Consider the following 22,383-nt stretch of genomic DNA (forward strand, 5'->3'; position numbering starts at 1 on the left):
TGTAGTGCAATATAATCCGATATATCTAAATGATCAAGCTTTAGATATATCTAAATGCACATCTAAATCGATTCTTTCACTAACAATATGATTTATTTATGATTAAACTTTTAAAAATATTGACTTAATTATGAATGATTCTCATTCTCTAGTTTGCTTTTATGTGCTATCAGTGAAAATAAAAGAAGATAATTAATAGAAAAGAATAAAAAATAGGTATTTTTAGCTTAAAATTCACACAAATAGCCAACTATCTTTAGAAGATAGATAAGTGACACTGTCACTTATTGCTATTAAAAAAAAGCGAAAATAATGATTAATAATCCACTACTTCGCTTTTTAACAAAAATTATTTTAATTGTAAGAAATATAACAAAAACGAGATATCGCTACTTATTATCTAATGCTGATAAAACCACTTTCTTAATATATTGATATCCAGCCTCAATCTGTTGTTCATTACAGGTTTCGGTACTTTTTATAGTCAACTGTAACAAATTTAAGTGTTTGATAGTTTCCCACTCATTGTTATCAAAATCGCACTCAGAACAAAACTGTGCTGGTGCATCATCACTATTGCGAGCACAAAGCGTTAACAAACTTAAATCTTGTTTATGATGACTTTTTATAACCAAGTTTTCATAGATTGTTTTATTAAGGTCATTTTGCGTTTTTAAATCCTTATTTCCTTTTCTTACAATCGCAAAATTTAGTTTATTAAAGTCACATGCAGATAAAACACGAATATAATAATGCTCACCTTCTTTTTCGAAAGTCGTTGCTTGATTAAAAAACTGCTCAAGTTTGACGCGCGTTTCCCATTGAATTTGTGCATATTTTCCATATCCAGATGAAGTAAAAGGATAGAGTTGATGCACACTCCACATCGACGCTACTGCTGGCGCGGATTGAATACCATCAATCTTAGGAACATCATCTGCTTGCTCTGGGCATAATCTAGGAGGGTTTGTTAAAAAACGACTAATACGTGCATCTTTAATACATACTACACCCGTAGGATATGGTGAAAATCCAGCTTGAAACGGTTCAAAAGAAACTGAATCGGCGAGAGAAAGTTGTGTGATACTTTCATATATTTCGGGTGTCAACTCAAGTAATGGGGCTTCTTTTTTTAATTTTTTACACAGAATCTGATAAGGAATAAGCTCGTAGTTATCATCAAGAAATAAGCTTTTCATATAACCAAATTGAGATGCATCAATATGGATATAAAATGAATTGTTGTATTTTTCTTCGCACTCTTTTCTTAGTTCAAAAAGAGGCTTTAACTTATCAACACAACCATAAGACGGTGCACCTAATATTCCTATAACGCCAAGAATTGGCTCACCTTGTTCAATCAATCGAAAAACAATACTGCGTGTTTTTTCAATATCAGTTTTAAACGTTTCATCAATAGGCAATGCAATAAGATTATCATACCCTAACCCAAGTATATCCATTGCTTTTTTCCAAAATTCAAACCGAGAAACAGGAACAAGTAGTTTTCCTAAATGCATTGTTTTTGTCATGCCCGTTCCTCGGCATGTTAAATGACTAACATCATCAAAAATCCCGCGCTCATTGAGTTGTTCGCTTATTGCTAAAATATCTGTGACAGACATATTGAATAACTCAAATGCTTTTTTATCTGCAACCAAATCTCGTGATTTTGGATGACGAGCAATTGCCATAGGTAATGTTTTTAAATTTCTGAGCGCCCATAATATTTCATAACAAGCTAGAGTATGACTTGTTGTGATATGACCAAATGCGTCCTCTGACGAGAAGCCGATTAATTTACAGAGATCATCTGTAATTTTCTTTTCTTGTTCTTTTAGTAAGGGGGAGTTGTTATTAAAAACATTATCTGAATTGTATGCTAATGCAGAAAGATAACCGAATTTCGCCAATTGCATCACTTGTGAATGATGATGGGAAAAATAAGGTTCAATATCAGATTGATTATAACTATTTTGCTGTTTTAAAGTCTCTAAAATACTTTCATAAGCATTATCTACTGCTTTTTTTTCAATAGTATTACTTTTTATTTTAGCGTCTAAACTATCGCTATTATTTCTTTTCACTTTATTTGCTTTAGAAAAAGAATACTCACTATTCATTAATATTTTTGCCATCTCTCGATGATAACATATAAGGGTATCAACGGTTCGGGTATGGTATACACGCTCTGTAGCACTCAGACAGGTTTGTTTGTAATTTGCCATCATCGCACCTATATATAAATTTTTATTATCTGTTTTAATGAGAATTATGTTTATTGATCGTTAATAATTAACCTTTATTCAAATGATATACTACATGATGAGTAAGAATCTTCTTTATTTTATTGATATTAGTTAATATTTTTCTAATTTAATTTAAGTAACTCACACTTTGAGGATAAATGATTTAGCTTTATTTGTTAGTTTCTTTAATTTATTATCAATTTTGATTTAAGTTATATTCCTGTGGATGTGATATTATTTTTGCTAAAGTCAACACTTAAACCTATCCTAATTGGAATAAATGAATAATTATATCGTTTAATATCTATTAAAAAGAATGGATATTAAATTACTTATCTGAAATAGGAATTTATTTATTTAAATGTAATTCATTTTTTCTTCAATATATAAAAAAACACATGAAATATTGAACATGTGTTTTTCGGAATATTCGCTTTTTAGGAAGGAAAATAATTTCTTACTCTTATATCAAATAAGTTTTAATTACTCTTGTTTTTACTCTTTTTTGTTATAAGGTAAAATTTCAAGCATCACTTTACCAATTAGATCACCAGACTCCATTAATTGATGTGCTTTTCCCACTTCTTTTAATGGGAAAGTAGCATTAATGATCGGCTTAATTTTCCCTTCAGCAATAAGTGGCCACACTTGTTTTTTTAGCTCTTGCGCTATTTGTGCCTTCTCTTCTATTGAACGAGATCGCATCGTTGAACCAGTGTGAATTAAACGCTTAATCATCATTGGCATCATATTTAAATTTTTAGGCATTCCTTTCATCATGCCCACTTGTATAACGCGCCCAAATTTGCTGGCAACTTGATAATTCTTTTCTACGTAATCACCGCCAATAATATCAAGGATGACATCAACGCCTTTTCCTTCAGTTAAAATAGGAATTTCTTTAGCAAAATCAACTTGTTTGTAGTTAATAACATAATCAGCGCCAAGATCACGTGCTACGACCGCTTTTTCTTCAGAGCCAACAGTTGTATAAACTGTCGCTCCTATTGTATGAGCCAGCATTATGGCTGTGGAGCCGATTCCCGAGGTTCCGCCATGAATAAGAACAGATTCACCTTGTATTAGTTTTCCTAACTGGAATAAATTAGCCCAGACGGTAAAAAAATTCTCAGGCAATGCAGCTGCTTCAATATCCGTTAAATTCATTGATGGTAACGCGATGTCTTCATGTGCAATACAGTATTGAGCATAACCACCACCAGCAACTAAGGCACAAACTCTATCTCCCAGTTGCCATTTAGTGCAGTTTTCACCTAATGCGACAACTTCTCCGGCAACTTCAAGACCTGGAATAGGTGAAGCATCAGCTGGTGGCGGATAACTACCTTGACGTTGAAAAATATCGGGGCGATTAACACCAGAAGCACCAACTTTGATCAAAAGATAATGTGGAGGAAGTGGGGGTATCGGTGATAATTGAGGTTGTAATTTATCTATATCACCTGGCTCTGTGATGGCAATTTCTAACATATTCGCAGGTAAAACAGTTGTTTTCATCATATACTCCCATTTTATTTAGGCTCACTCGGAATTTAATGATAAATAAGCAAAATCAACCCCCTATTTCTGATTTTAATTAGAGTGTTGGCTTATAAAGCACTAAATAACTTAAGTGTATTTGAGAGAGATTATAACCAACCTTGCTTCTGATGTTGTATGCAAATCGGGCACAATTTTGCTTCTGGCGTCCATGATAAAAAAGCTAAACGGCATTTTTCACAGTGAGCATCATAATAATGATAGTGTGTGGGCTCGTTATTTTTAGCAACTTGTTCATTAATATGAATAGATTTAGGAAAACAAACCACTTCACAACTCATACAACCTGTACAGCGCTTTTCATCAAGTTTGAATATATTATTTTCAAGTTCAATCGCACCTTCATCACACACTTTGGCGCAGGCAGAACAAAGAATACAACTGTCTTTATCTAGCTGAATTTGGAACCAACTGTCTTCAGGATAAAGTTGCTTTCTTGCATTTAACCCTGTTCTTACTTGATTTTTATTGAGCGGCTTATCATCCAGCTTTTGACGAAAAAGCATAAAGCGACGCCCACTATCAATATCAGTAGGCTCTGTGATAACCAATTGCCAAATAGGCTCTTGTAACGTTTTTAATTGAAGATTTAAGTTTGCTAAAACAGGAAGCCATTTATCCACTAAAGGCTGTGCTATCTTCATGCCTCTAATTTGATATTGGCGATGCCACACTAATAATTCTTCTGTACTTGCTAACGGTTCATCATGATTAACAACAAGGTAATTATCTTGATATGTTCTTTCATGAGGTGCGATATTTTCTATCGCATCAACGGGACAAGTAAATAGGCAATTACCACATTGAAAACAGAGTTCATTGTCTATTTTTACATCTAAGTGAGCAAATGTGATAGCACCCACAGGGCAAACTTTGGAGCAACTATCACATAGGCTTTGTTTGAGGCGTTTTCTAACACATTTATCATTAATAATTGGTTCAGGAGGAAGATCCACCTTAATAAAACGCCTCATACATCACTACTCCACTACTTAACAATAAAGAATGCAAAACGATTAAGAATTTCTGCAATTAGTATTATTGCGCTACTCGCTAATATCATACGCAATCCTGAAGTAAATACAGCATTGCGATATTTCCATACGCTGTATCCCATCATTAAAATACCAAGAACTGACATAAGCCATGCAGATATTCTTAATCCGAATGTTTCATTATACGCAATGATAGGCGTATGAGGGAACGTTATTGCATCATTTGTTGAAATGACTGCTGTCATCCATTCCAAATAGAACGGCTGTACAGCCATACGTATTGTTACCGCAAGGAAAACAACGACTAATGCACTTATTACAACCTTTTTTGCTAATTCATCATTCACAAATGCTTTAACACGAAATGCGGTTATTGATAGTGCAATAACCGCACCTGCTGCAAATAATGCACCTATAAACATAAAATAGGTATTTGCATGCATCCATGTCAGCATTGAGGTGTTGTAATACAATGATGCCATACAGAATATATCGATGATGCCAAGTAAACCAATAATTGCCAGTATGGTTCTATTCATATGCCCTTTTATCAAAATAACTAAGGTATAAAGACATAAGGCACCAAGATAAACTGCAGCAAATATGATTTCACGACTTAGCCATGATGAAGAGATATGGCGTAACGCATGAAAAGCATTCCATGGATATCCCATGTGTAAAGTTGAAGCTAATAATCCTAAGCAACCTAAAATAGTGGCTGTTAATAATACAGGACGCATAGCAACAGTTGCTCTTTGATTACCAATTTCTTTTTCTAACCAGCAAAAATAAAGTGCGGTAAAGATTGTCACACCCACAGAACTTTGGACGAACAAAGTAAAGGTAACTAATGGCCATTCACTCATGCTTTAACTCCTCCCTTTTTCGTCGCTCCGGTATGAGGTTTGATAACTAAATTCGGATTGGTCATCGTAAAATCGGGTAATCCTTGAACTTGGTTTAAATGCCCATACTTCGCTCTTAGATCTTTAATTTTGCCAAACTTAATTGCATTTAACGGACAGGTATCAACACAAATTGGATTTTTGCCTTCGGCTAATAAATCGATACAAAAATCGCATTTTGACATTTGTCCAGTTTCTTCATTCATTTGTGGTGCGCCGTAAGGACATGACCAAGCACAATATCCACAACCAACACATTTAGAGGTATCCACACGAACAATGCCATCACCTTCACGCTTATGCATTGCGGTAGTTGGGCAATTTTTCACACAGACAGGTGAATCGCAATGATTACAAGATATGGTTAATGTATAAGCAAAAACATTATTAACCAGGCCGCCTTGTCCTGTTGGTGCAAAGCCACCGCCTTTTACTTCATAAATACGGCGAAAACGGCGTCCTACTTCCAAGTTATTTTTGTCTTTGCATGCTACTTGGCAAGCTTTGCAACCAGAGCAACGAGAGGAATCAATAAAGAAACCGAGCTGTTCATCACTCACCGATGCATATTCTTTAAAGTCACTCATGCTTTGGCTACCTCAACTAAAACGGTTAAATGCGAGTTACCATGGGCTAATGGTGTCATTCGTGTTGATGTTAAAACATTAGGACATCCACCATGATCAACACCATTTTCATCAGGTGTCCACCATGCACCAGCTTGCAATCCAACCACGCCAGGAATAATGCGTTGTGTAACCAATGCTGGGATTTGAGTTATTCCTCTGTCGTTATAGATACGCACCATATCGCCATTTTTGATACCTCTATTTTCAGCATCAATTGGATTTATCCATGCTTCTTGACGTTGTGCTTCTTGTAACCAAGGATTTGCATATTGTGTTGAGTTTGCACGATTTTTTCCTTTCCAAGTTAGCATTTGCAAGGGATATTTTGCTGTTAACTTATCTTCAGGGCCTTCAATAGCAGGTACATAATGAGATAAAGCCGGAATATCTGGATTATTCATGTCATAAAGGCGCTTAGAAAAAATCTCAATTTTTCCTGATGGCGTTGGGAATGGGTTATTCGCAAAGTCATTGATATTTTCTTCAAAGGCAACAAAAGGTTCATCTTTGAAAAGATAACGACGTGTTTTTACTAGCTCTTCAAAATTAGGGAAGTCAGGTCTATCTTTGAAACGCTCTTTATTGGTATCAACAAGATGCGCTATCCACTCTTTTTCACTTCGACCTTCAGTAAACGCCTCTTTTACTCCCATTTTTTCTGCTACATCTGTTATCCACTCATAATCAGAACGACGCTCAAAAGCCGGCTCAACCACTTTTTCAGATAGAAGAAAATAGTTACCCGTTCCCCAAGTATTACCAATGTTCCAACGTTCTAGAAAACTGGTTTCAGGTAAAACTAGATCGGCATATTTTGCAGATGGAGAGAGATATAAGTCACTAGCAACAATAAATTCAACTTTTGAATCATCAGCTAATAATTTAGCTGCTGCATTTACATCTGGGTTTTGGTTTACTAAATAGTTACCTGCTAAAGAAAATATCATTTTGATATTGGTATCGAGTTTATCAACACCTAAAAGACCATCTTCAACACGTACTTGGCTTGCATCATCAACCGCTTGCATCCAATTCATAATGGAAATTTGCGCTTTAATTGGGTTCTTCCCAACATTCGGGCCACGCATAGATTGACGATTACCAATACCGCCGTAACCTGCCGCCCATGCCCCTTTTTTACCTACATTTCCAGTAATTGCAGCAAGTAATGTTGAACCACGAGCACTACGCTCACCACAAATATGGCGTTGAGGCCCCCAACCTTGAATTAAGGCTGCTGGTTTTGTCATTGCATATTCGCGTGCCAGTTGACGAATGGTATTTGCGGGTACTCGAGTGATTTTCTCTGCCCATTCAGGTGTTTTTTCTATTCCATCTTTTTGACCTGTTAAATAAGCCACTAAGGACTCATTAGCAGGAACACCTTCTGGCATATGTTCTTCATCAAAACCAACGACATATTTATCAATAAAAGGTTTGTCATGAAGGTTTTCCGTGACAATGACATACATCATTGCATCCATTAAGGCATTATCTGTTGTTGGTAAAAGAGGGATCCATTGGTCAGCAAGAGATTGAGCCGTATCTGAATAACGAGGATCAACCACAATAAACTTGGTCCCCTTATTTTTCATTTTTTGAAAATAATGGTTTGTATGACCAAAAATAGTTTCATTAGGGTTATGACCCCATAAAATCACTAGTGGTGTATCTTCAAGTGTATCGAGTGAACTGCCTGTTTTGGATATACCGTAAGTATAAGGGGTCACTTTGACCGTATTCCCTAAACTAACAGAGTGATAATAAGGTAAGTATCCACCTGTTAAATTGAAGAGTTTCTTCATCATGGTATCACCAGAGAAGATCCCCCCTGTGACAGCGGTATTGACGGTTAAGAAACGGCTTGCTGCACCATATTTTTCGGTTAAACGTGTAATATTTTCTGCAATAAGCGTTGTGGCTTCATCCCATGAAATGCGTTCAAATTTACCTTCACCACGTTTACCCACGCGTTTCATTGGGTATTTTAGTCTGTCTGCATGATAAGAAAATTTACGATAACCTCTGCCACGCACGCACGCTCTCATAATAGGCATTGATTCATCTAGTTCATTATCAGGTCTTGTTGTGATCCGAGTGACAATCCCTTCTTTTATATGGGCGCGAATATCGCACTTACCACCACAGTCAAAAGTACTACATGTTGCTACAACGGTAGCTGGATTTCCGTCCATTTTTGCAATAGGTAAACTTTCATCTACATTAGCTTGTGCATTTCGTGCGAAAAATGGCACCGTAACTAATGCAGCACTCGTTTGAACAAAGTGGCGACGACTTAGTGACATCACCCCTTTGTTTTTTTCGCTTTTTTCTATTTTTTTCATTAGCTTATCATTCTCACATAACAACTTTCATCAGTAAAAATGATAGGATATAGTGGTAAACCCTCATTGATGTACATCAATACCACTAAAGAGGTAATAGAATGTTTCAATATTTCACACTTCTTTGCAGATCCCCCACTTTTTATAAGGAAAAGCTAATTCAAGGTAGCATTAAGTTGTATCAAAAATACATCTAGTTAACTTTACCTAATTTTTTGTTATAAAAATAAAGAGTTATGTAAAAAAACACGAATTTAAGGTAAAGCCGTAAATAAAATGTCAATACAAAGATAGAAAATATTGAAGCGCCTCTTCATTTTTGGCTTTTGACAAGGATAATTTAGTAATAGCACTATGACTTCGTTAGAAAATCGAATAATATACCAATTGAGTATAGGGTTAGCGCAAATTGTTCTAAATAGACCTTTAGGCAAAACATTGTTTTTATCAAGATACATGTTTTGTTACATTCAGAATTATTTCCACACGTATCGTTATTCCCCTTACTAATTACTGCAATATGTGTTAAAATTGACGCATATCAATATTTTTATTTGTAATGAGCAAGCTTATGATCCCAGAAAAACGCGTCGTTCGCCGAATCCAATCTGGCGGTTGTGCAATCCATTGTCAGGATTGCAGTATTAGCCAGCTCTGCATCCCGTTTACTTTAAACGAGCATGAGCTTGATCAACTCGATAATATTATCGAGCGTAAAAAGCCCATCCAGAAAGGTCAAACCTTGTTTAAAGCAGGTGATGAGCTGAAATCACTTTATGCCATACGTTCCGGTACAATTAAAAGTTATACCATTACGGAAGAAGGCGACGAGCAAATAACAGGATTTCATCTTGCTGGTGATTTGGTTGGCTTTGACGCCATTATTAATACTGAACACCCAAGTTTCGCACAAGCTTTAGAAACGTCTATGGTTTGTGAAATTCCATTCGAAACTTTGGATGACCTGTCAGGCAAAATGCCTAACTTACGTCAACAAATGATGCGCCTAATGAGTGGTGAAATCAAAGGTGACCAAGAGATGATCTTACTGCTCTCGAAAAAGAATGCAGAAGAACGTTTGGCTGCTTTTATTTATAACCTCTCTCGCCGTTTCGCACAGCGTGGTTTTTCTCCTCGTGAATTCCGTTTAACCATGACTCGTGGTGATATCGGTAATTACTTAGGTTTAACCGTTGAAACAATTAGCCGCTTACTGGGTCGCTTCCAGAAAAGTGGCATGTTAAGTGTTAAAGGCAAATACATTACTATCGAAGATAGTACACTGTTAAGTGAACTTGCAGGCAAGCTTCCTTCATCAGTTGAAGTTTAATCTGTTACATTTCACACGCTAATTTTATAACGGGGCACACAAATTTGTGTCCCGTTTTCTATTTTATGCTATTGCATTTTATCTTCTTGGGTTATCTTTAAATTGTAGATGGATAAATCCAGCCCTAAAGAGGATATTACAATGGAAAAATATCAAAACCTTCTCGTTGTCATTGATCCTAACCAAGATGACCAACCAGCACTTCGTCGTGCTGTCTATATCGTTCAGCGTAATGGTGGGCGGATAAAAGCTTTTCTACCTGTTTATGATCTCTCTTATGACATGACAACTCTTTTATCTCCCGATGAACGCAATGCAATGCGTAAAGGTGTTATCAGCCAAAAGGCGGCTTGGATCAAACAACAAGCACGCTATTACCTTGAGGCCGGTATAGAAATTGATATCAAAGTCATTTGGCATAATCGCCCTTATGAAGCAATTATTGAAGAAGTCGTTGCACATCAACATGACTTACTGATTAAAATGGCTCACCAACATGATAAATTAGGTTCGCTTATTTTTACCCCTCTTGATTGGCAATTGCTTAGAAAATGCCCTTCTCCTGTTTGGATGGTCAAAGATAAAGAGTGGCCTGAATACGGTACTATCGTTGTCGCCGCAAATTTATCAAATGAAGAATCTTATCATGACGCGCTTAATCTAAAACTGATTGAGCTAACAACCGACTTATCTCATCGTATACAAAAAGATCCTGATGTCCATTTACTTAGCGCCTACCCTGTTGCGCCTATTAATATTGCGATTGAGTTACCTGATTTTGATCCAAATCTTTATAACAATGCATTACGTGGTCAGCATCTTATTGCGATGAAAGAGCTACGCCAGAAATTCTGTATCCCAGAAGAGAAAACACATGTTATAGAAGGATTGCCTGAGCAAGTGATCCCTCAAGTTTGTGAAGAGTTAAATGCTGGGATTGTTGTTTTGGGTATATTAGGAAGAACTGGCCTATCTGCTGCATTCTTAGGTAATACAGCAGAACAGCTTATTGACCACATTAAGTGTGATTTGTTAGCTATTAAACCGGATGGTTTTACCTGCCCTATTACTGTTGATAGCGATCACCAGTAATTGTTAAAGTATCCATTAAAAAAGCCAGTCAAGAATCGACTGGCTTTTTACTATTCGCTATTTGTATCTACTACAGCGCTTTTAAAATTGCATCAACACTGGCTTTAGCATCGCCAAACAACATTTGTGTATTCTCTTTAAAAAACAGCGGATTTTGAACCCCTGCATAACCTGTATTCATTGAGCGTTTAAACACAATAACATTCTGCGCTTTCCACACTTCTAATACTGGCATCCCTGCAATTGGGCTGTTTGGATCATCTTGTGCCGCTGGGTTTACTGTATCGTTAGCACCAATAACTAAAACCGTATCAGTGTCAGAGAAATCATCATTAATCTCATCCATTTCTAATACAACGTCATAAGGTACTTTAGCTTCTGCTAACAACACATTCATATGGCCCGGTAAACGCCCTGCTACTGGGTGAATACCAAAACGCACTTTCACACCACGTTGGCGTAATTTTTCAGTAATATCATGTACTGGGTATTGTGCTTGGGCAACCGCCATTCCATAACCCGGAGTGATAATAACTGATGTGGAATTTTTCAGCATATCAGCCACTTCTTCAGCAGTTGTTTCGCGGTACTCACCCATTTCACCTTCTTCTGTTGAAGCTGAGCCATCAGTACCAAATCCACCGGCTATTACGCTAATAAAAGAGCGATTCATCGCCTTACACATAATATAAGAAAGGATTGCACCTGAAGAACCCACTAATGCACCTGTTACAATCAACAGATCATTACTTAACATAAAGCCCGCAGCAGCAGCTGCCCATCCAGAGTAAGAGTTCAGCATCGAAACAACTACTGGCATATCCGCACCACCAATTGATGCAACTAAATGCCAACCAAACGCCAAAGCAATTACAGTCATTACGATGATTAAGAAAACTTGTAAACCAACACTATCAGTTTTAACAAACCAAACCATCAGTAAGAAAGAAACAACTAAAGCTGCAAGGTTTAATTTATGGCGATTAGGTAACATCATCGGTTTAGATGACATTTTTCCACTTAATTTACCATAAGCGACAATTGAACCCGTAAATGTAACAGCACCAATGAAGATCCCTAAAAAGACTTCTGTTAGGTGAATATTCACCATTACAGGATCCATTGCTGTATTGTGGTCAAGATAACTGTTAAAACCGACTAAAACCGCCGCTAAACCTACAAAACTGTGTAAGATTGCGACTAATTCTGGCATCTGAGTCATTTCGACTTTTTTAGCTAAACGAATACCAATAACGGCACCGATTACCATTGCAATAATGATCCAACCCACATTACCAGCATAAGGCCCGAAAATGGTTGCGAAAAGTGCAATTGCCATCCCTGCAATACCAAAATAGTTACCTTGTTTAGAGGTTTCATGCTTTGATAAGCCGGCAAGGCTGAAAATAAATAATATCGCGGCGACAATATATGCCGCTGTAACAACTCCGCTGGACATAATTGTCTCCCTTATCCTTTACGGAACATTTTCAACATACGTTGAGTAACAGTAAATCCACCAAAAATATTAATACTCGCAATCAATATTGCGATAAACGAAAATAGGCTAACCCAGCCACCACTACCAATTTGGAGTAAAGCACCGACGACGATAATGCCTGAAATTGCGTTTGTAACTGACATTAATGGTGTATGTAATGAATGACTCACATTCCAAACAACGTAATAACCTACAACACAAGAAAGTGCGAATACCGTAAAGTGAGATAGAAACTCTTTCGGCGCAACATTTGCAAGCCATGCAAACAATAAGAAAGCTATCGCTAATAAACTGTATTTCTTCCAAGGTGAAACTGGTTTAGCAACGGGTTTTTCTTGTGGTTTTGCAGCGGGAGCTGCTTTAGGTTGTGCTGAAACTTGAATTGGTGGCGCAGGCCATGTTACTTCACCAGCACGAATAACAGTCACACCACGAATAACAACATCATCAAAATCGATATTGATATTACCGTCTTTTTCTTTACACAATAATTTCAGTAGGTTAACTAAGTTAGTACCATAAAGCTGAGATGACTGTGCAGGTAAACGAGCGGCTAAGTCAGTGTAACCAATGATTTTTACGCCATGTTCTGTCGTAAAGATTTCATTAGGCACGGTATATTCACAGTTACCACCATTTTGAGCGGCAAGATCAACTACAACGCTTCCTGGCTTCATTGAATCGACCATCTCTTTCGTAATTAAACGAGGAGCGGGTTTTCCCGGAATTAATGCCGTTGTAATGATGATATCAACATCTTTTGCCTGTTCTGCAAATAATGCCATTTCAGCATCAATAAATGCTTTTGACATTACCTTAGCGTAACCATCACCACTGCCTGCTTCTTCTTTAAAATCAAGCTCAAGGAATTCGGCTCCCATGCTTTGAACTTGTTCTTTCACTTCAGGACGAGTATCAAATGCACGAACAATAGCGCCGAGGCTTCCTGCTGCACCAATCGCAGCAAGGCCTGCAACACCAGCACCAATAACCATCACTTTAGCTGGTGGTACTTTACCTGCTGCAGTAATTTGCCCAGTAAAGAATCTGCCAAATTCATGAGCAGCTTCTACAACAGCACGGTAACCAGCAATATTTGCCATTGAACTTAACGCATCAAGGGATTGTGCACGAGAAATACGTGGCACACTATCCATTGCCATAACGTTAATATTCTTTTCAGCTAACTTTTCGAGCAATGTTGCATTTTGAGCAGGCCAAATAAAACTCACCAGTGTTGCGCCATCTTGTAGCAACGCTATTTCATTATCCAACGGTGCATTTACCTTCAAAATAATGTCTGATTCCCAAACATTTTGAAGAGCGAGGATCTCGGCACCAGCTTCCTCATAAGCTTTATCTTCAAAGCTTGAGGCAATGCCCGCACCATTTTCAACTGCGACTGTAAATCCTAATTTTATGAGTTGAGTCACTGTAGCTGGTGTAGCTGCAACCCTTGTTTCATTAGAAAGTCGCTCTTTGGGTATACCAATTCGCATAATTTTCCCTTCTTATCCATAGAGATCTGTTAAAACTTCTCCGTTAACTTCACATTCATGCAAAAAAAATGTTAAAAATAATAATATTCATGTCATTAATCGGAGCTCTAATAACCTACTGAAAATAAAACCAATAATCTATATCTGTGTAAAGCTAAAATTGAACTTAATTGGATCATTTTAGTCGAAAAGGCATATTTATGAATTATTCACTATATTCAGGTAAATATCTGGTAACATATACTGGTCATTTGACTCTGTGGTGATTCGCTAAATAAAATAATGCGACAAATGCTATTATTACATGTAATAATTAATCCCTATGTGATAAACCACGACGTTCAGCACATGACCAATATTAATTGCGCAAGGCGGAAGGATTTTGTATGAAGCTGAAAACCTCAGTCATCGCAGCAGCGATGTTGTCTTTAACTAATATCACTGTTGCGCAGGCTGCTCAGGAATTAACACCCGAACAAGCTGCAGAACTAAAACCATTTGAAAGAATTACAGTTATCGGTCGTTTTAACGCTATTTATGAAGCCGCTGATGCGGTATCTCGTCGTGCGGATAAAGTCGGTGCTGATAGTTTCTATATTCAAGGTCTAGATGATATTAGTGATAGTGGCAACATGAGTGTTACTGCGGATCTATACCATAAAGATGCACCAAAAGCAGATCAAGAAAGCTATCGTGTTTTTCATGGCGTGAAAGAGCTACCAAAACCTGAAGCAATTCTGCTACAACCATTTGATACGGTTTCTATCCGTGGTTATTTCCCTACAACCCCTGATATTAACGACGCAATTGCAAAAGCGGCAGCCAAAAAAGATGCAGCATCATTCTTTATTGTTCGTAACGTATCAACGAATGATGGTGGTAACCAAGAAGTAACAGCTTATATCTACAAAAAAGATGCGCCTAAACGTGCGATTCAAGCACCAGAGGCTGTTGTTCCTTATGATTCAGATGCCGGTCGCGCACTTATTGCAGAAGGCGGAGCCGCTGCCAATAAAGTTGAGAAACCAGGCCTTGCATCAAACACTGATTTTGATAGAAGTGTAGGTACCTTTGCTGAAACGCAAAGTTCTGGTGCAAGTGGTCGTTACACTGTAACTTTACCAGATGGCACTGAAATTCAAGAAGTTAACAAAGCAGCTGCTGCATTAATGGATCCTTTTGATACCATTACTTTTAGTGGATACTTTGTAAACTCACCAGAAATCTCGTATCAGGTTGCTAAGCGTGCAGCAGCAAAAGGCGCTAAGTTTTACCATATTACCAATGAATGGCAAAGTGATGGTGGTACAGTCACTATTACGGCTGACCTATTCAAGTAATAAAAAATTTCCTATTGATAAAAACCTTGCAGATGCAAGGTTTTTTTTTATGCAAAATTTAATCAATCAGACATCATTTTTGTAAAAGTGAATAATTTTTATGATTTAATGCATAGACAACCAAGTCAACTCTCCGTAAAATCTCGCTGTTTTTTAGTGTTTTTATCTTTATTTAAATTTGAGATATTCATATTTATTCTATTTACTTACCAAAAAACAAGAAAATACGCTATTTATTTACAATTTTAATCATGTAGGTAATTATCCTTGAATAAGAAACTTGACTTAATATCACTCACCGCATTAGTATTAAGCTCAATGGTTGGTGCAGGTGTATTCAGTTTGCCTCAAAATATGGCCGAAGTTGCCAGCCCTGCCGCATTAATTATTGGCTGGGTGATAACAGGTATTGGTATCCTCTTTCTTGCTACATCTTTATTACTCCTCTCTCGCCTTCGACCTGATCTTGATGGTGGTATTTTTACCTATGCGAAAGAAGGATTTGGTGAATTCATTGGTTTTTGTTCAGCATGGGGTTATTGGGTTTGTGCTGTCGTTGCTAACGTTTCTTATCTTGTTATTGTCTTTGCTGCCTTTAGTTTTTTTACAGACACACCAGAAAACGTTATTTTTGGCGATGGAAATACATGGCAAGCATTAATTGGTGAATCAATCTTACTTTGGGTTGTTCATTTTCTTGTTTTACGGGGTGTTCAAACTGCAGCCAGTATTAATTTAATGGCAACAATGGCAAAGCTACTTCCTTTAGGATTATTTGTTATTGTCGCCCTATTAGCCTTCAATATGGATATATTTACCCTTGATTTTAAAGGTGTAAATATGGGTGTTCCAGTTTGGGATCAAGTCAAAAATACCATGCTGATTACGCTGTGGGTATTTATTGGTATTGAAGGCGCAGTTGTTGTTTCCGCAAGAGCTAAAAATCGTCGTGATGTTGGTTTAGCAACAGTGCTTGCCGTTGTCATTGCATTGATTATCTATATTCTTGTGACTTTGTTATCACAAGGTTTAGTTACCCAAGCAGAATTGGCGGCGATGAAAAACCCATCAATGGCACCACTACTTGTTCAACTTATTGGTAGCATGGGCGAGATAATTATTGCAGCAGGTCTTATTCTTTCTGTGTGTGGTGCTTATTTAAGCTGGACAATTATGGCCGCGGAAGTACCGTATATTGCAGCACTACATCACTCTTTCCCGAAACAATTAGGAAAGCAGAATAAAAATGATGCTCCATCGGCTTCGTTATGGTTTACCAACTGTGCTGTTCAATTCTCTTTAGTTTTAATTTGGCTGACAGGAAGTAACTACAACACATTACTGACTATTGCATCAGAGATGATCCTTGTTCCTTACTTCCTCGTAGGTGCATTTTTATTTAAAGTAGCAATTGCTCGCAGTAGTCGTGCTTTATTGTTAATTGCCATACCGGCAAGTTTATATGGTTTATGGTTACTTTATGCATCCGGAGTCATTAATTTATTACTCTCTGTTGTTCTGTATGCACCAGGTATTCTGATGTTTTTATATACACGCAAACAGTATAAAGATAAAAAACCGCTACTCTTAAGTGAGAAAATTCTGTTAGCTCTTGTCTTATTGGGCGCCATTCCAGCATTGGGTTACTTAACTATTTACTAAAGATAATCTGAGGGGTACTGAAAAAACAGTACCTCTCTACCTCTCTTCTCTTCTTTTCAAAAGCAATTTCACTTAAGTCAAAAAAATTTTCCTGCTAAGCTGTTATTTTTTACACAAATGGTTAGATGCGTATAAATCAAGAAACATATAGTATGTTGTAACTAATACATTGATAACTATTAATTAGCAAGGTAATAAAAAACCCACGAGAAGCATAAATTCCCGTGGGTCTAAATATGTAATAGGTTGATTAATTAAAACTAATTTGTTCCATCGCTTGCAATATGCGTTTATCTGATATTGGATATGGAGTCCCTATCTGTTGAGCAAATAGGCTTACTCTTAGCTCTTCTATCATCCAACGAATATTTTGCACTTCTTCTTGCTGCTTTTGTTTCTCGGTTAGTTTACCTAACCACTGTTGCCACTGCTGAATAACATTTTCAACTCGACTCATTTGCGCCCGATCGCGATTAGGATCAATAGCTAGTTTTTCCATTCGTTTTTCAATTGCACTCAAATAACGAGGAATATCCGCAAGGCGTTTCCATCCATGAGAGGTAACAAAACCAGGAAAAACTAACTGGCCAAGTTGAGCTTTAATATCAGATAATGCAAAAGCAACGCTAATATCCACCCGCCCTTTTAAACGCTTATTGATAGCAAATACTTGAGTTAAAATCGCTTCAACTTGTTTTGCTATTTCAACCACAGCATCGTTTAGTTCAGCTCTGACATATTCTTGTAGCTTTTGATATTCATCTTCTTGCCAAATTAAACCACCATAAGACGACATCAGTTTATCAACACCACAAGCAATACAATCATCAATCAACTCCAACACTTTGCCATAAGGGTTAAAGTAAAGGCCAAGTTTTGCTTTATTAGGTAATTTTTCATGCAGATATTTAATAGGTGACGGAATATTTAATAATAATAATCGTCTTACCCCTTCCCACATTGAAGCTTGCTGTTCAGATTCTGTTTCAAAAAGCTTAATACCCACACTGTTTTTTTCATCCACAAGTGCAGGATAAGCTTTCACTGAATAGCCACCCCGTTTTTGCTCATAACGCTGAGGCAAATCACCAAAACTCCAAATATGTAAATCTTGTTGTTCAATACCATCATCGGCGACTGCTGATAATGTTTCTTGCACTTTTTCCTTTAAGTTCTCTTTTAATTTATTGAGATCTTTACTTTCTGCCAGTGTTTTATTTTTTTCGCCAACAACACGGAATGTCATTTTTAAGTGATCAGCGACTTGGTCAAGCTGCCAGCTTTCTCTATCGATAGTCACTCCTGTCATACGGCGCAACTCTTTTTCAAGCCTATCGAGTAAATCACCTTCAACTTGAGGTACACGCTCTAAAAATGCAGAAGCATAATTAGGTGCTGGTACAAAATTACGACGGATAGGTTTTGGTAGTGACTTAATTAAAGCCACAATCAATTCATGGCGAATACCTGGAATTTGCCAGTCAAAACCTTCGTCTTTCACCTGATTCAAAATAGGTAATGGAATATGAACAGTGACACCATCAGCCGCAGTACCCGGTTCGAATTGATAGGTTAAGCGTAATTTTAAATTATCTTGATGCCAATAATTTGGATAATCTAGTGCGCTAACACGTTTAGCATCATCTTTGATAAGCATACTTTTTTCAAAGTTAAGCAGATCAGGTGATGCCTTTTGTGCCTCTTTCCACCATTTATCAAAATGACGAGACGAAACGACATCCTGAGGTATCCGTTGATCGTAGAACGTAAACATTGTTTCATCATCGACAAGAATGTCTCGACGACGAGATTTATGCTCTAACTCTTCAACTTCTGTACGTAATTTTAAATTGTCACGGAAAAATGCATGCCGAGTTTGCCAATCTCCTTCCACTAACGCATGGCGGATAAAAAGCTCACGACATAAAAGAGGATCAATTTGACTGTAATTAATAGGCCGAGAAGCAACAATCGGTAAACCATACAGGGTGACTTTTTCATTAGCCATTACAGCGCCTTGCGCCTTTGACCAATGAGGTTCGCTATATTGATGTTTCACCAAATGTTTAGCGATAGGTTCTATCCATTCAGGTTCAACGCGTGCCGCAATTCTTCCCCATAGACGAGATGTCTCGACTAGCTCTGCCACCATTGTCCATTTTGGTGGTTTTTTAAATAAACCTGACCCCGGATAAATAGAAAAACGGGCATTTCTTGCGCCTGTGAATTCTTGTTTATCTGCATCTTTTTGCCCAATATGGGATAACAAGCCACTTAACAACGCAACGTGAATACTTCTAAAATCAGCAGGCTCACTATTAACAGGGAACCCTAACTCTTTAACAACTTGTCGCAACTGTGTATAAACATCTTGCCATTCCCTTACTCGCATAAAGTTTAAGAATTCTTGGCGACACAATTTCCTAAATTGAGATTGACTCAACTCTTTTTGCTGAGTTTTTAAATAATCCCACATATTTAAAAAAGATAAGAAATCAGAGTCTTTATCTTGGAAGCGTCGGTGCTTTTCATCAGAAGCTTGCTGTTTATCCATCGGTCTTTCGCGCGGATCTTGAATTGAAAGTGCAGATGTAATGACCATCAACTCTTTCACTGCGCCATATTTGCGCGCTTCAAGTACCATTCTCGCTAAACGAGGATCGATAGGAAGTTGTGCAAGTTGTTTCCCCATAGGAGTTAAACGATAAGCACCATTGTGGTCAGTTTCGTTTTGTAACGCGCCTAGTTCTTCTAATAAACGAACACCATCTTGAATATTGCGTTTGTCCGGTGGTTGCACAAATGGGAAAGCACTAATATCACCTAACCCTATCGACGTCATTTGCAAAATAACAGATGCAAGGTTAGTCCTTAATATTTCAGGATCAGTAAATTCAGAGCGAGCAATAAAATCATCTTCTGAATAAAGACGAATACAAATACCGTCAGAAACACGACCACAACGCCCTTTTCTTTGATTTGCTGAAGCCTGAGAAATAGGTTCAATTGGAAGCCGTTGTACTTTAGTACGATAACTATAACGGCTAACACGGGCAAAACCGGTATCAATGACGTACTTAATACCAGGTACAGTTAATGACGTTTCTGCGACGTTAGTCGCTAAAATAATACGTCTACCGTTATGAGGATGAAATATTCGATTCTGTTCACTGTTAGATAAACGGGCAAATAAAGGTAATACTTCCGTATGGCGAAGTTGTAATTTATTCAACGCATCAGCAGTGTCGCGAATTTCGCGCTCACCACTCATAAAAATAAGAATATCACCCGCACTTTCTCTGCTTAATTCATCAATAGCATCAACAATACCATCAGTCATATCCTTATCACTATCGAGTTCGTCGCCACCAATAGGACGATATCTGACTTCAACAGGATAAGTTCGACCTGACACCTCAATAATAGGTGCTTGATTAAAATGTTTAGAAAAACGTTCAGGATCGATAGTTGCAGAGGTAATAATAACTTTTAAATCAGGGCGTTTAGGTAATAACTGTTTTAAATAACCAAGAATAAAGTCGATATTTAAACTGCGCTCATGGGCCTCATCAATAATGATAGTGTCATATTGAAGTAACAGCTTATCTTGCTGTAATTCTGCCAATAAAATACCATCTGTCATTAACTTGACAAGAGTATTATCGCCAACATGATCACTAAAGCGAACCTTATAACCTACAGATCCTCCTAACGTACTTTTTAACTCATGAGCAATACGTTCAGCTACTGACCGTGCAGCCAAACGGCGAGGCTGAGTATGACCAATAAAACCTTTGATCCCTCGCCCTAGCTCAAGACAGATTTTAGGGATCTGTGTTGTTTTACCTGAGCCAGTTTCTCCTGCAATAATAACGACTTGGTTATCTCTTATTGCATTATAGATGGCATCTTTCTTTTGGCTGACAGGAAGGTTTTCTGGGTAAGTAATTTCAGGACAATTGGCACGACGGCGAATTATCATCTGTTGTGCTGTTGTAATATCGCCTTTAATTGCACTTAATACCGCTTGTTTAGATTCTTCATTATTAATTTTAGCGACGCCACGTAGACGTTTTCTTAATCGTTGCTGCTCCCGCAACGATAATTGCTCTATTTCTTGATAGAGCGTGGCAGATGATAATGTCACCTTTTATTATCCTTTATGAGGTTATTCTAATCAAAACTAATGCTCGTATGATATCACAACCGGCTATTGGCACATAAAGGCTTGATTAAATTTATTAGTATATAATTTTATATAATCAATAATTTTGAATAGCATATTCAAAGGATTGTGATGTGATATTTTAAAGTTCGGGTAAACTACTACCAACTAATAAATTTAAATAAATAGAACATTTTATAGACCACGAGAAAATAATGAAAAAGATCCTTGTACTGAAATCCAGTATTTTAGATAGCTATTCGCACAGTAATAAAATGGCGGATTACTTAATTGAAAATTGGCAAGTAATCATAAAGATGACTTGGTTACAATACGTGACCTCGCTAAAAACCCAGTGCCAACTTTAGACCAAGCAACACTATTTGCTTTTGGCAAAGAAACTGCAATGCTATCGGATGAACAAAAAGCAGTCAGAGCATTATCAGATGAGTTAATTAGTGAATTAAAAGCTCACGATATGATAGTGATTACTGCACCAATGTATAACTTTTCAATTTCAGCTCAATTAAAACATTATATTGATTTTATCGCTCGCGCTGGTGAAACGTTTAAATATACTGAAGCGGGTTCTGTTGGCTTGCTTGAAAATAAACAAGCGATTGTATTAACCAGTCGTGGTGGTGTTCATAAAGATCAACCTTCTGATCTTATTGTTCCATTCCTAAAACAATTTTTAGCTTTTATCGGTATCAATGACGTACAGTTTATTATGGCTGAAGGTACCGCATATGGTGAAGAATACGCACAGCAATCTCACCTACAAGCACAAAAAGAAATTGATGCTGTTATTAACTCAAGAAGTATTACAGTAAAATAATAATTTATATTCTTCTTAAAGCACCTACTTTAGGTGCTTTTTTTATATCTAAATTTTATACTTCATCAAATACAAAGATATGCTAATTCTTCTTTTATAAAAAAATCTTTTCTAATTTATAATTTAAAAACCTTAATAGCAAGAAAAACTACATTTAATCAAATTTTCAAAGTAATAATAAAATATAGATTATTTTAATAACCATATTTTATTGTTTATTTTTTCATTCATATTATAAATAAATATTCATATAAAAAACCAATTTGATTTATC

At 36.9% G+C, this 22,383-nt stretch carries 13 protein-coding genes and 1 pseudogene; 5 read left to right on the forward strand and 9 right to left on the reverse strand.

Annotated elements, in window-relative coordinates; genetic code table 11:
- Positions 1 to 389 precede the first annotated feature (389 nt).
- The 6 genes from NBG71_RS04410 to NBG71_RS04435 form a co-directional block, all read right to left on the reverse strand.
- On the reverse strand, positions 390 to 2,228 hold the full coding sequence (locus tag NBG71_RS04410; RefSeq protein WP_156733448.1) for a tyrosine decarboxylase: 1,839 nt from the start codon (positions 2,226 to 2,228) through the stop codon (positions 390 to 392).
- 516 nt (positions 2,229 to 2,744) lie between these two features.
- Positions 2,745 to 3,770 (reverse strand): NAD(P)H-quinone oxidoreductase, encoded by a 1,026-nt coding sequence (locus NBG71_RS04415; protein WP_099660377.1) that lies wholly within the window; start codon positions 3,768 to 3,770, stop codon positions 2,745 to 2,747.
- A gap of 128 nt (positions 3,771 to 3,898) precedes the next feature.
- The gene (locus NBG71_RS04420) at positions 3,899 to 4,783 is read right to left on the reverse strand and encodes a 4Fe-4S binding protein (RefSeq protein ID WP_075673638.1); all 885 of its coding nucleotides are present in this window, start codon (positions 4,781 to 4,783) and stop codon (positions 3,899 to 3,901) included.
- Positions 4,784 to 4,797: 14 nt separating this feature from the next.
- Positions 4,798 to 5,670: a dimethyl sulfoxide reductase anchor subunit family protein gene (locus NBG71_RS04425; RefSeq protein ID WP_159242044.1), complete on the reverse strand. Its 873-nt coding sequence runs from the start codon at positions 5,668 to 5,670 to the stop codon at positions 4,798 to 4,800.
- Positions 5,667 to 6,296, reverse strand: coding sequence for a DMSO/selenate family reductase complex B subunit (locus tag NBG71_RS04430; RefSeq protein WP_075673640.1), 630 nt, complete (start codon positions 6,294 to 6,296; stop codon positions 5,667 to 5,669). The genes NBG71_RS04425 and NBG71_RS04430 overlap by 4 nt, the downstream gene beginning before the upstream one ends.
- The gene (locus NBG71_RS04435; protein WP_164530507.1) at positions 6,293 to 8,683 is read right to left on the reverse strand and encodes a DMSO/selenate family reductase complex A subunit; all 2,391 of its coding nucleotides are present in this window, start codon (positions 8,681 to 8,683) and stop codon (positions 6,293 to 6,295) included. The genes NBG71_RS04430 and NBG71_RS04435 overlap by 4 nt, the downstream gene beginning before the upstream one ends.
- 571 nt (positions 8,684 to 9,254) lie before the next feature.
- On the opposite strand from NBG71_RS04435, the gene fnr reads away from it, so the two are divergent.
- Both fnr and uspE read left to right on the forward strand, forming a co-directional pair.
- Positions 9,255 to 10,013 carry a fumarate/nitrate reduction transcriptional regulator Fnr gene (fnr, locus tag NBG71_RS04440; RefSeq protein ID WP_036912995.1) on the forward strand — a complete coding sequence of 253 codons (759 nt, stop codon included), beginning with the start codon at positions 9,255 to 9,257 and terminating at the stop codon, positions 10,011 to 10,013.
- A 141-nt stretch (positions 10,014 to 10,154) separates the two neighbouring features.
- Positions 10,155 to 11,105 carry a universal stress protein UspE gene (uspE, locus tag NBG71_RS04445; protein ID WP_075673642.1) on the forward strand — a complete coding sequence of 317 codons (951 nt, stop codon included), beginning with the start codon at positions 10,155 to 10,157 and terminating at the stop codon, positions 11,103 to 11,105.
- 70 nt (positions 11,106 to 11,175) lie between these two features.
- Here uspE and pntB read toward each other — a convergent pair whose 3' ends face one another.
- A complete protein-coding gene (gene pntB, locus NBG71_RS04450) occupies positions 11,176 to 12,564 on the reverse strand; it encodes a Re/Si-specific NAD(P)(+) transhydrogenase subunit beta (RefSeq protein WP_075673643.1) in 1,389 nt (462 codons plus the stop codon).
- A gap of 11 nt (positions 12,565 to 12,575) precedes the next feature.
- Positions 12,576 to 14,105, reverse strand: coding sequence for a Re/Si-specific NAD(P)(+) transhydrogenase subunit alpha (gene pntA, locus NBG71_RS04455; protein WP_075673644.1), 1,530 nt, complete (start codon positions 14,103 to 14,105; stop codon positions 12,576 to 12,578).
- 386 nt (positions 14,106 to 14,491) lie between these two features.
- Between pntA and ydgH the strand changes: the two genes are divergently transcribed.
- Positions 14,492 to 15,445, forward strand: a complete 954-nt coding sequence (ydgH, locus tag NBG71_RS04460; RefSeq protein ID WP_075673645.1) for a DUF1471 family protein YdgH — start codon at positions 14,492 to 14,494, stop codon at positions 15,443 to 15,445.
- Between the two features lie 267 nt (positions 15,446 to 15,712).
- The gene (locus NBG71_RS04465; protein ID WP_250916577.1) at positions 15,713 to 17,107 is read left to right on the forward strand and encodes a basic amino acid/polyamine antiporter; all 1,395 of its coding nucleotides are present in this window, start codon (positions 15,713 to 15,715) and stop codon (positions 17,105 to 17,107) included.
- Positions 17,108 to 17,357: 250 nt separating this feature from the next.
- Here NBG71_RS04465 and hrpA read toward each other — a convergent pair whose 3' ends face one another.
- Positions 17,358 to 21,254, reverse strand: a complete 3,897-nt coding sequence (gene hrpA, locus NBG71_RS04470) for an ATP-dependent RNA helicase HrpA (protein ID WP_250916578.1) — start codon at positions 21,252 to 21,254, stop codon at positions 17,358 to 17,360.
- A 233-nt stretch (positions 21,255 to 21,487) separates the two neighbouring features.
- Between hrpA and NBG71_RS04475 the strand changes: the two are divergent.
- Positions 21,488 to 22,110: pseudogene (locus NBG71_RS04475) on the forward strand (FMN-dependent NADH-azoreductase).
- The last annotated feature ends 273 nt before the right edge of the window (positions 22,111 to 22,383 follow it).

The organism is Proteus sp. FZP2095 (assembly GCF_023701425.1).
Taxonomy (GTDB): Bacteria; Pseudomonadota; Gammaproteobacteria; order Enterobacterales; family Enterobacteriaceae; genus Proteus; species Proteus cibarius.

What these genes read in the sequence shown, in the direction of transcription:
- NBG71_RS04410 (WP_156733448.1), bottom strand. Translation starts at nt 2,228, where the DNA reads ATGGCAAATTACAAACAAACCTGTCTGAGTGCTACAGAGCGTGTATAC.
- NBG71_RS04415 (WP_099660377.1), bottom strand. Translation starts at nt 3,770, where the DNA reads ATGATGAAAACAACTGTTTTACCTGCGAATATGTTAGAAATTGCCATC.
- NBG71_RS04420 (WP_075673638.1), bottom strand. Translation starts at nt 4,783, where the DNA reads ATGAGGCGTTTTATTAAGGTGGATCTTCCTCCTGAACCAATTATTAAT.
- NBG71_RS04425 (WP_159242044.1), bottom strand. Translation starts at nt 5,670, where the DNA reads ATGAGTGAATGGCCATTAGTTACCTTTACTTTGTTCGTCCAAAGTTCT.
- NBG71_RS04430 (WP_075673640.1), bottom strand. Translation starts at nt 6,296, where the DNA reads ATGAGTGACTTTAAAGAATATGCATCGGTGAGTGATGAACAGCTCGGT.
- NBG71_RS04435 (WP_164530507.1), bottom strand. Translation starts at nt 8,683, where the DNA reads ATGAAAAAAATAGAAAAAAGCGAAAAAAACAAAGGGGTGATGTCACTA.
- fnr (WP_036912995.1), top strand. Translation starts at nt 9,255, where the DNA reads ATGATCCCAGAAAAACGCGTCGTTCGCCGAATCCAATCTGGCGGTTGT.
- uspE (WP_075673642.1), top strand. Translation starts at nt 10,155, where the DNA reads ATGGAAAAATATCAAAACCTTCTCGTTGTCATTGATCCTAACCAAGAT.
- pntB (WP_075673643.1), bottom strand. Translation starts at nt 12,564, where the DNA reads ATGTCCAGCGGAGTTGTTACAGCGGCATATATTGTCGCCGCGATATTA.
- pntA (WP_075673644.1), bottom strand. Translation starts at nt 14,105, where the DNA reads ATGCGAATTGGTATACCCAAAGAGCGACTTTCTAATGAAACAAGGGTT.
- ydgH (WP_075673645.1), top strand. Translation starts at nt 14,492, where the DNA reads ATGAAGCTGAAAACCTCAGTCATCGCAGCAGCGATGTTGTCTTTAACT.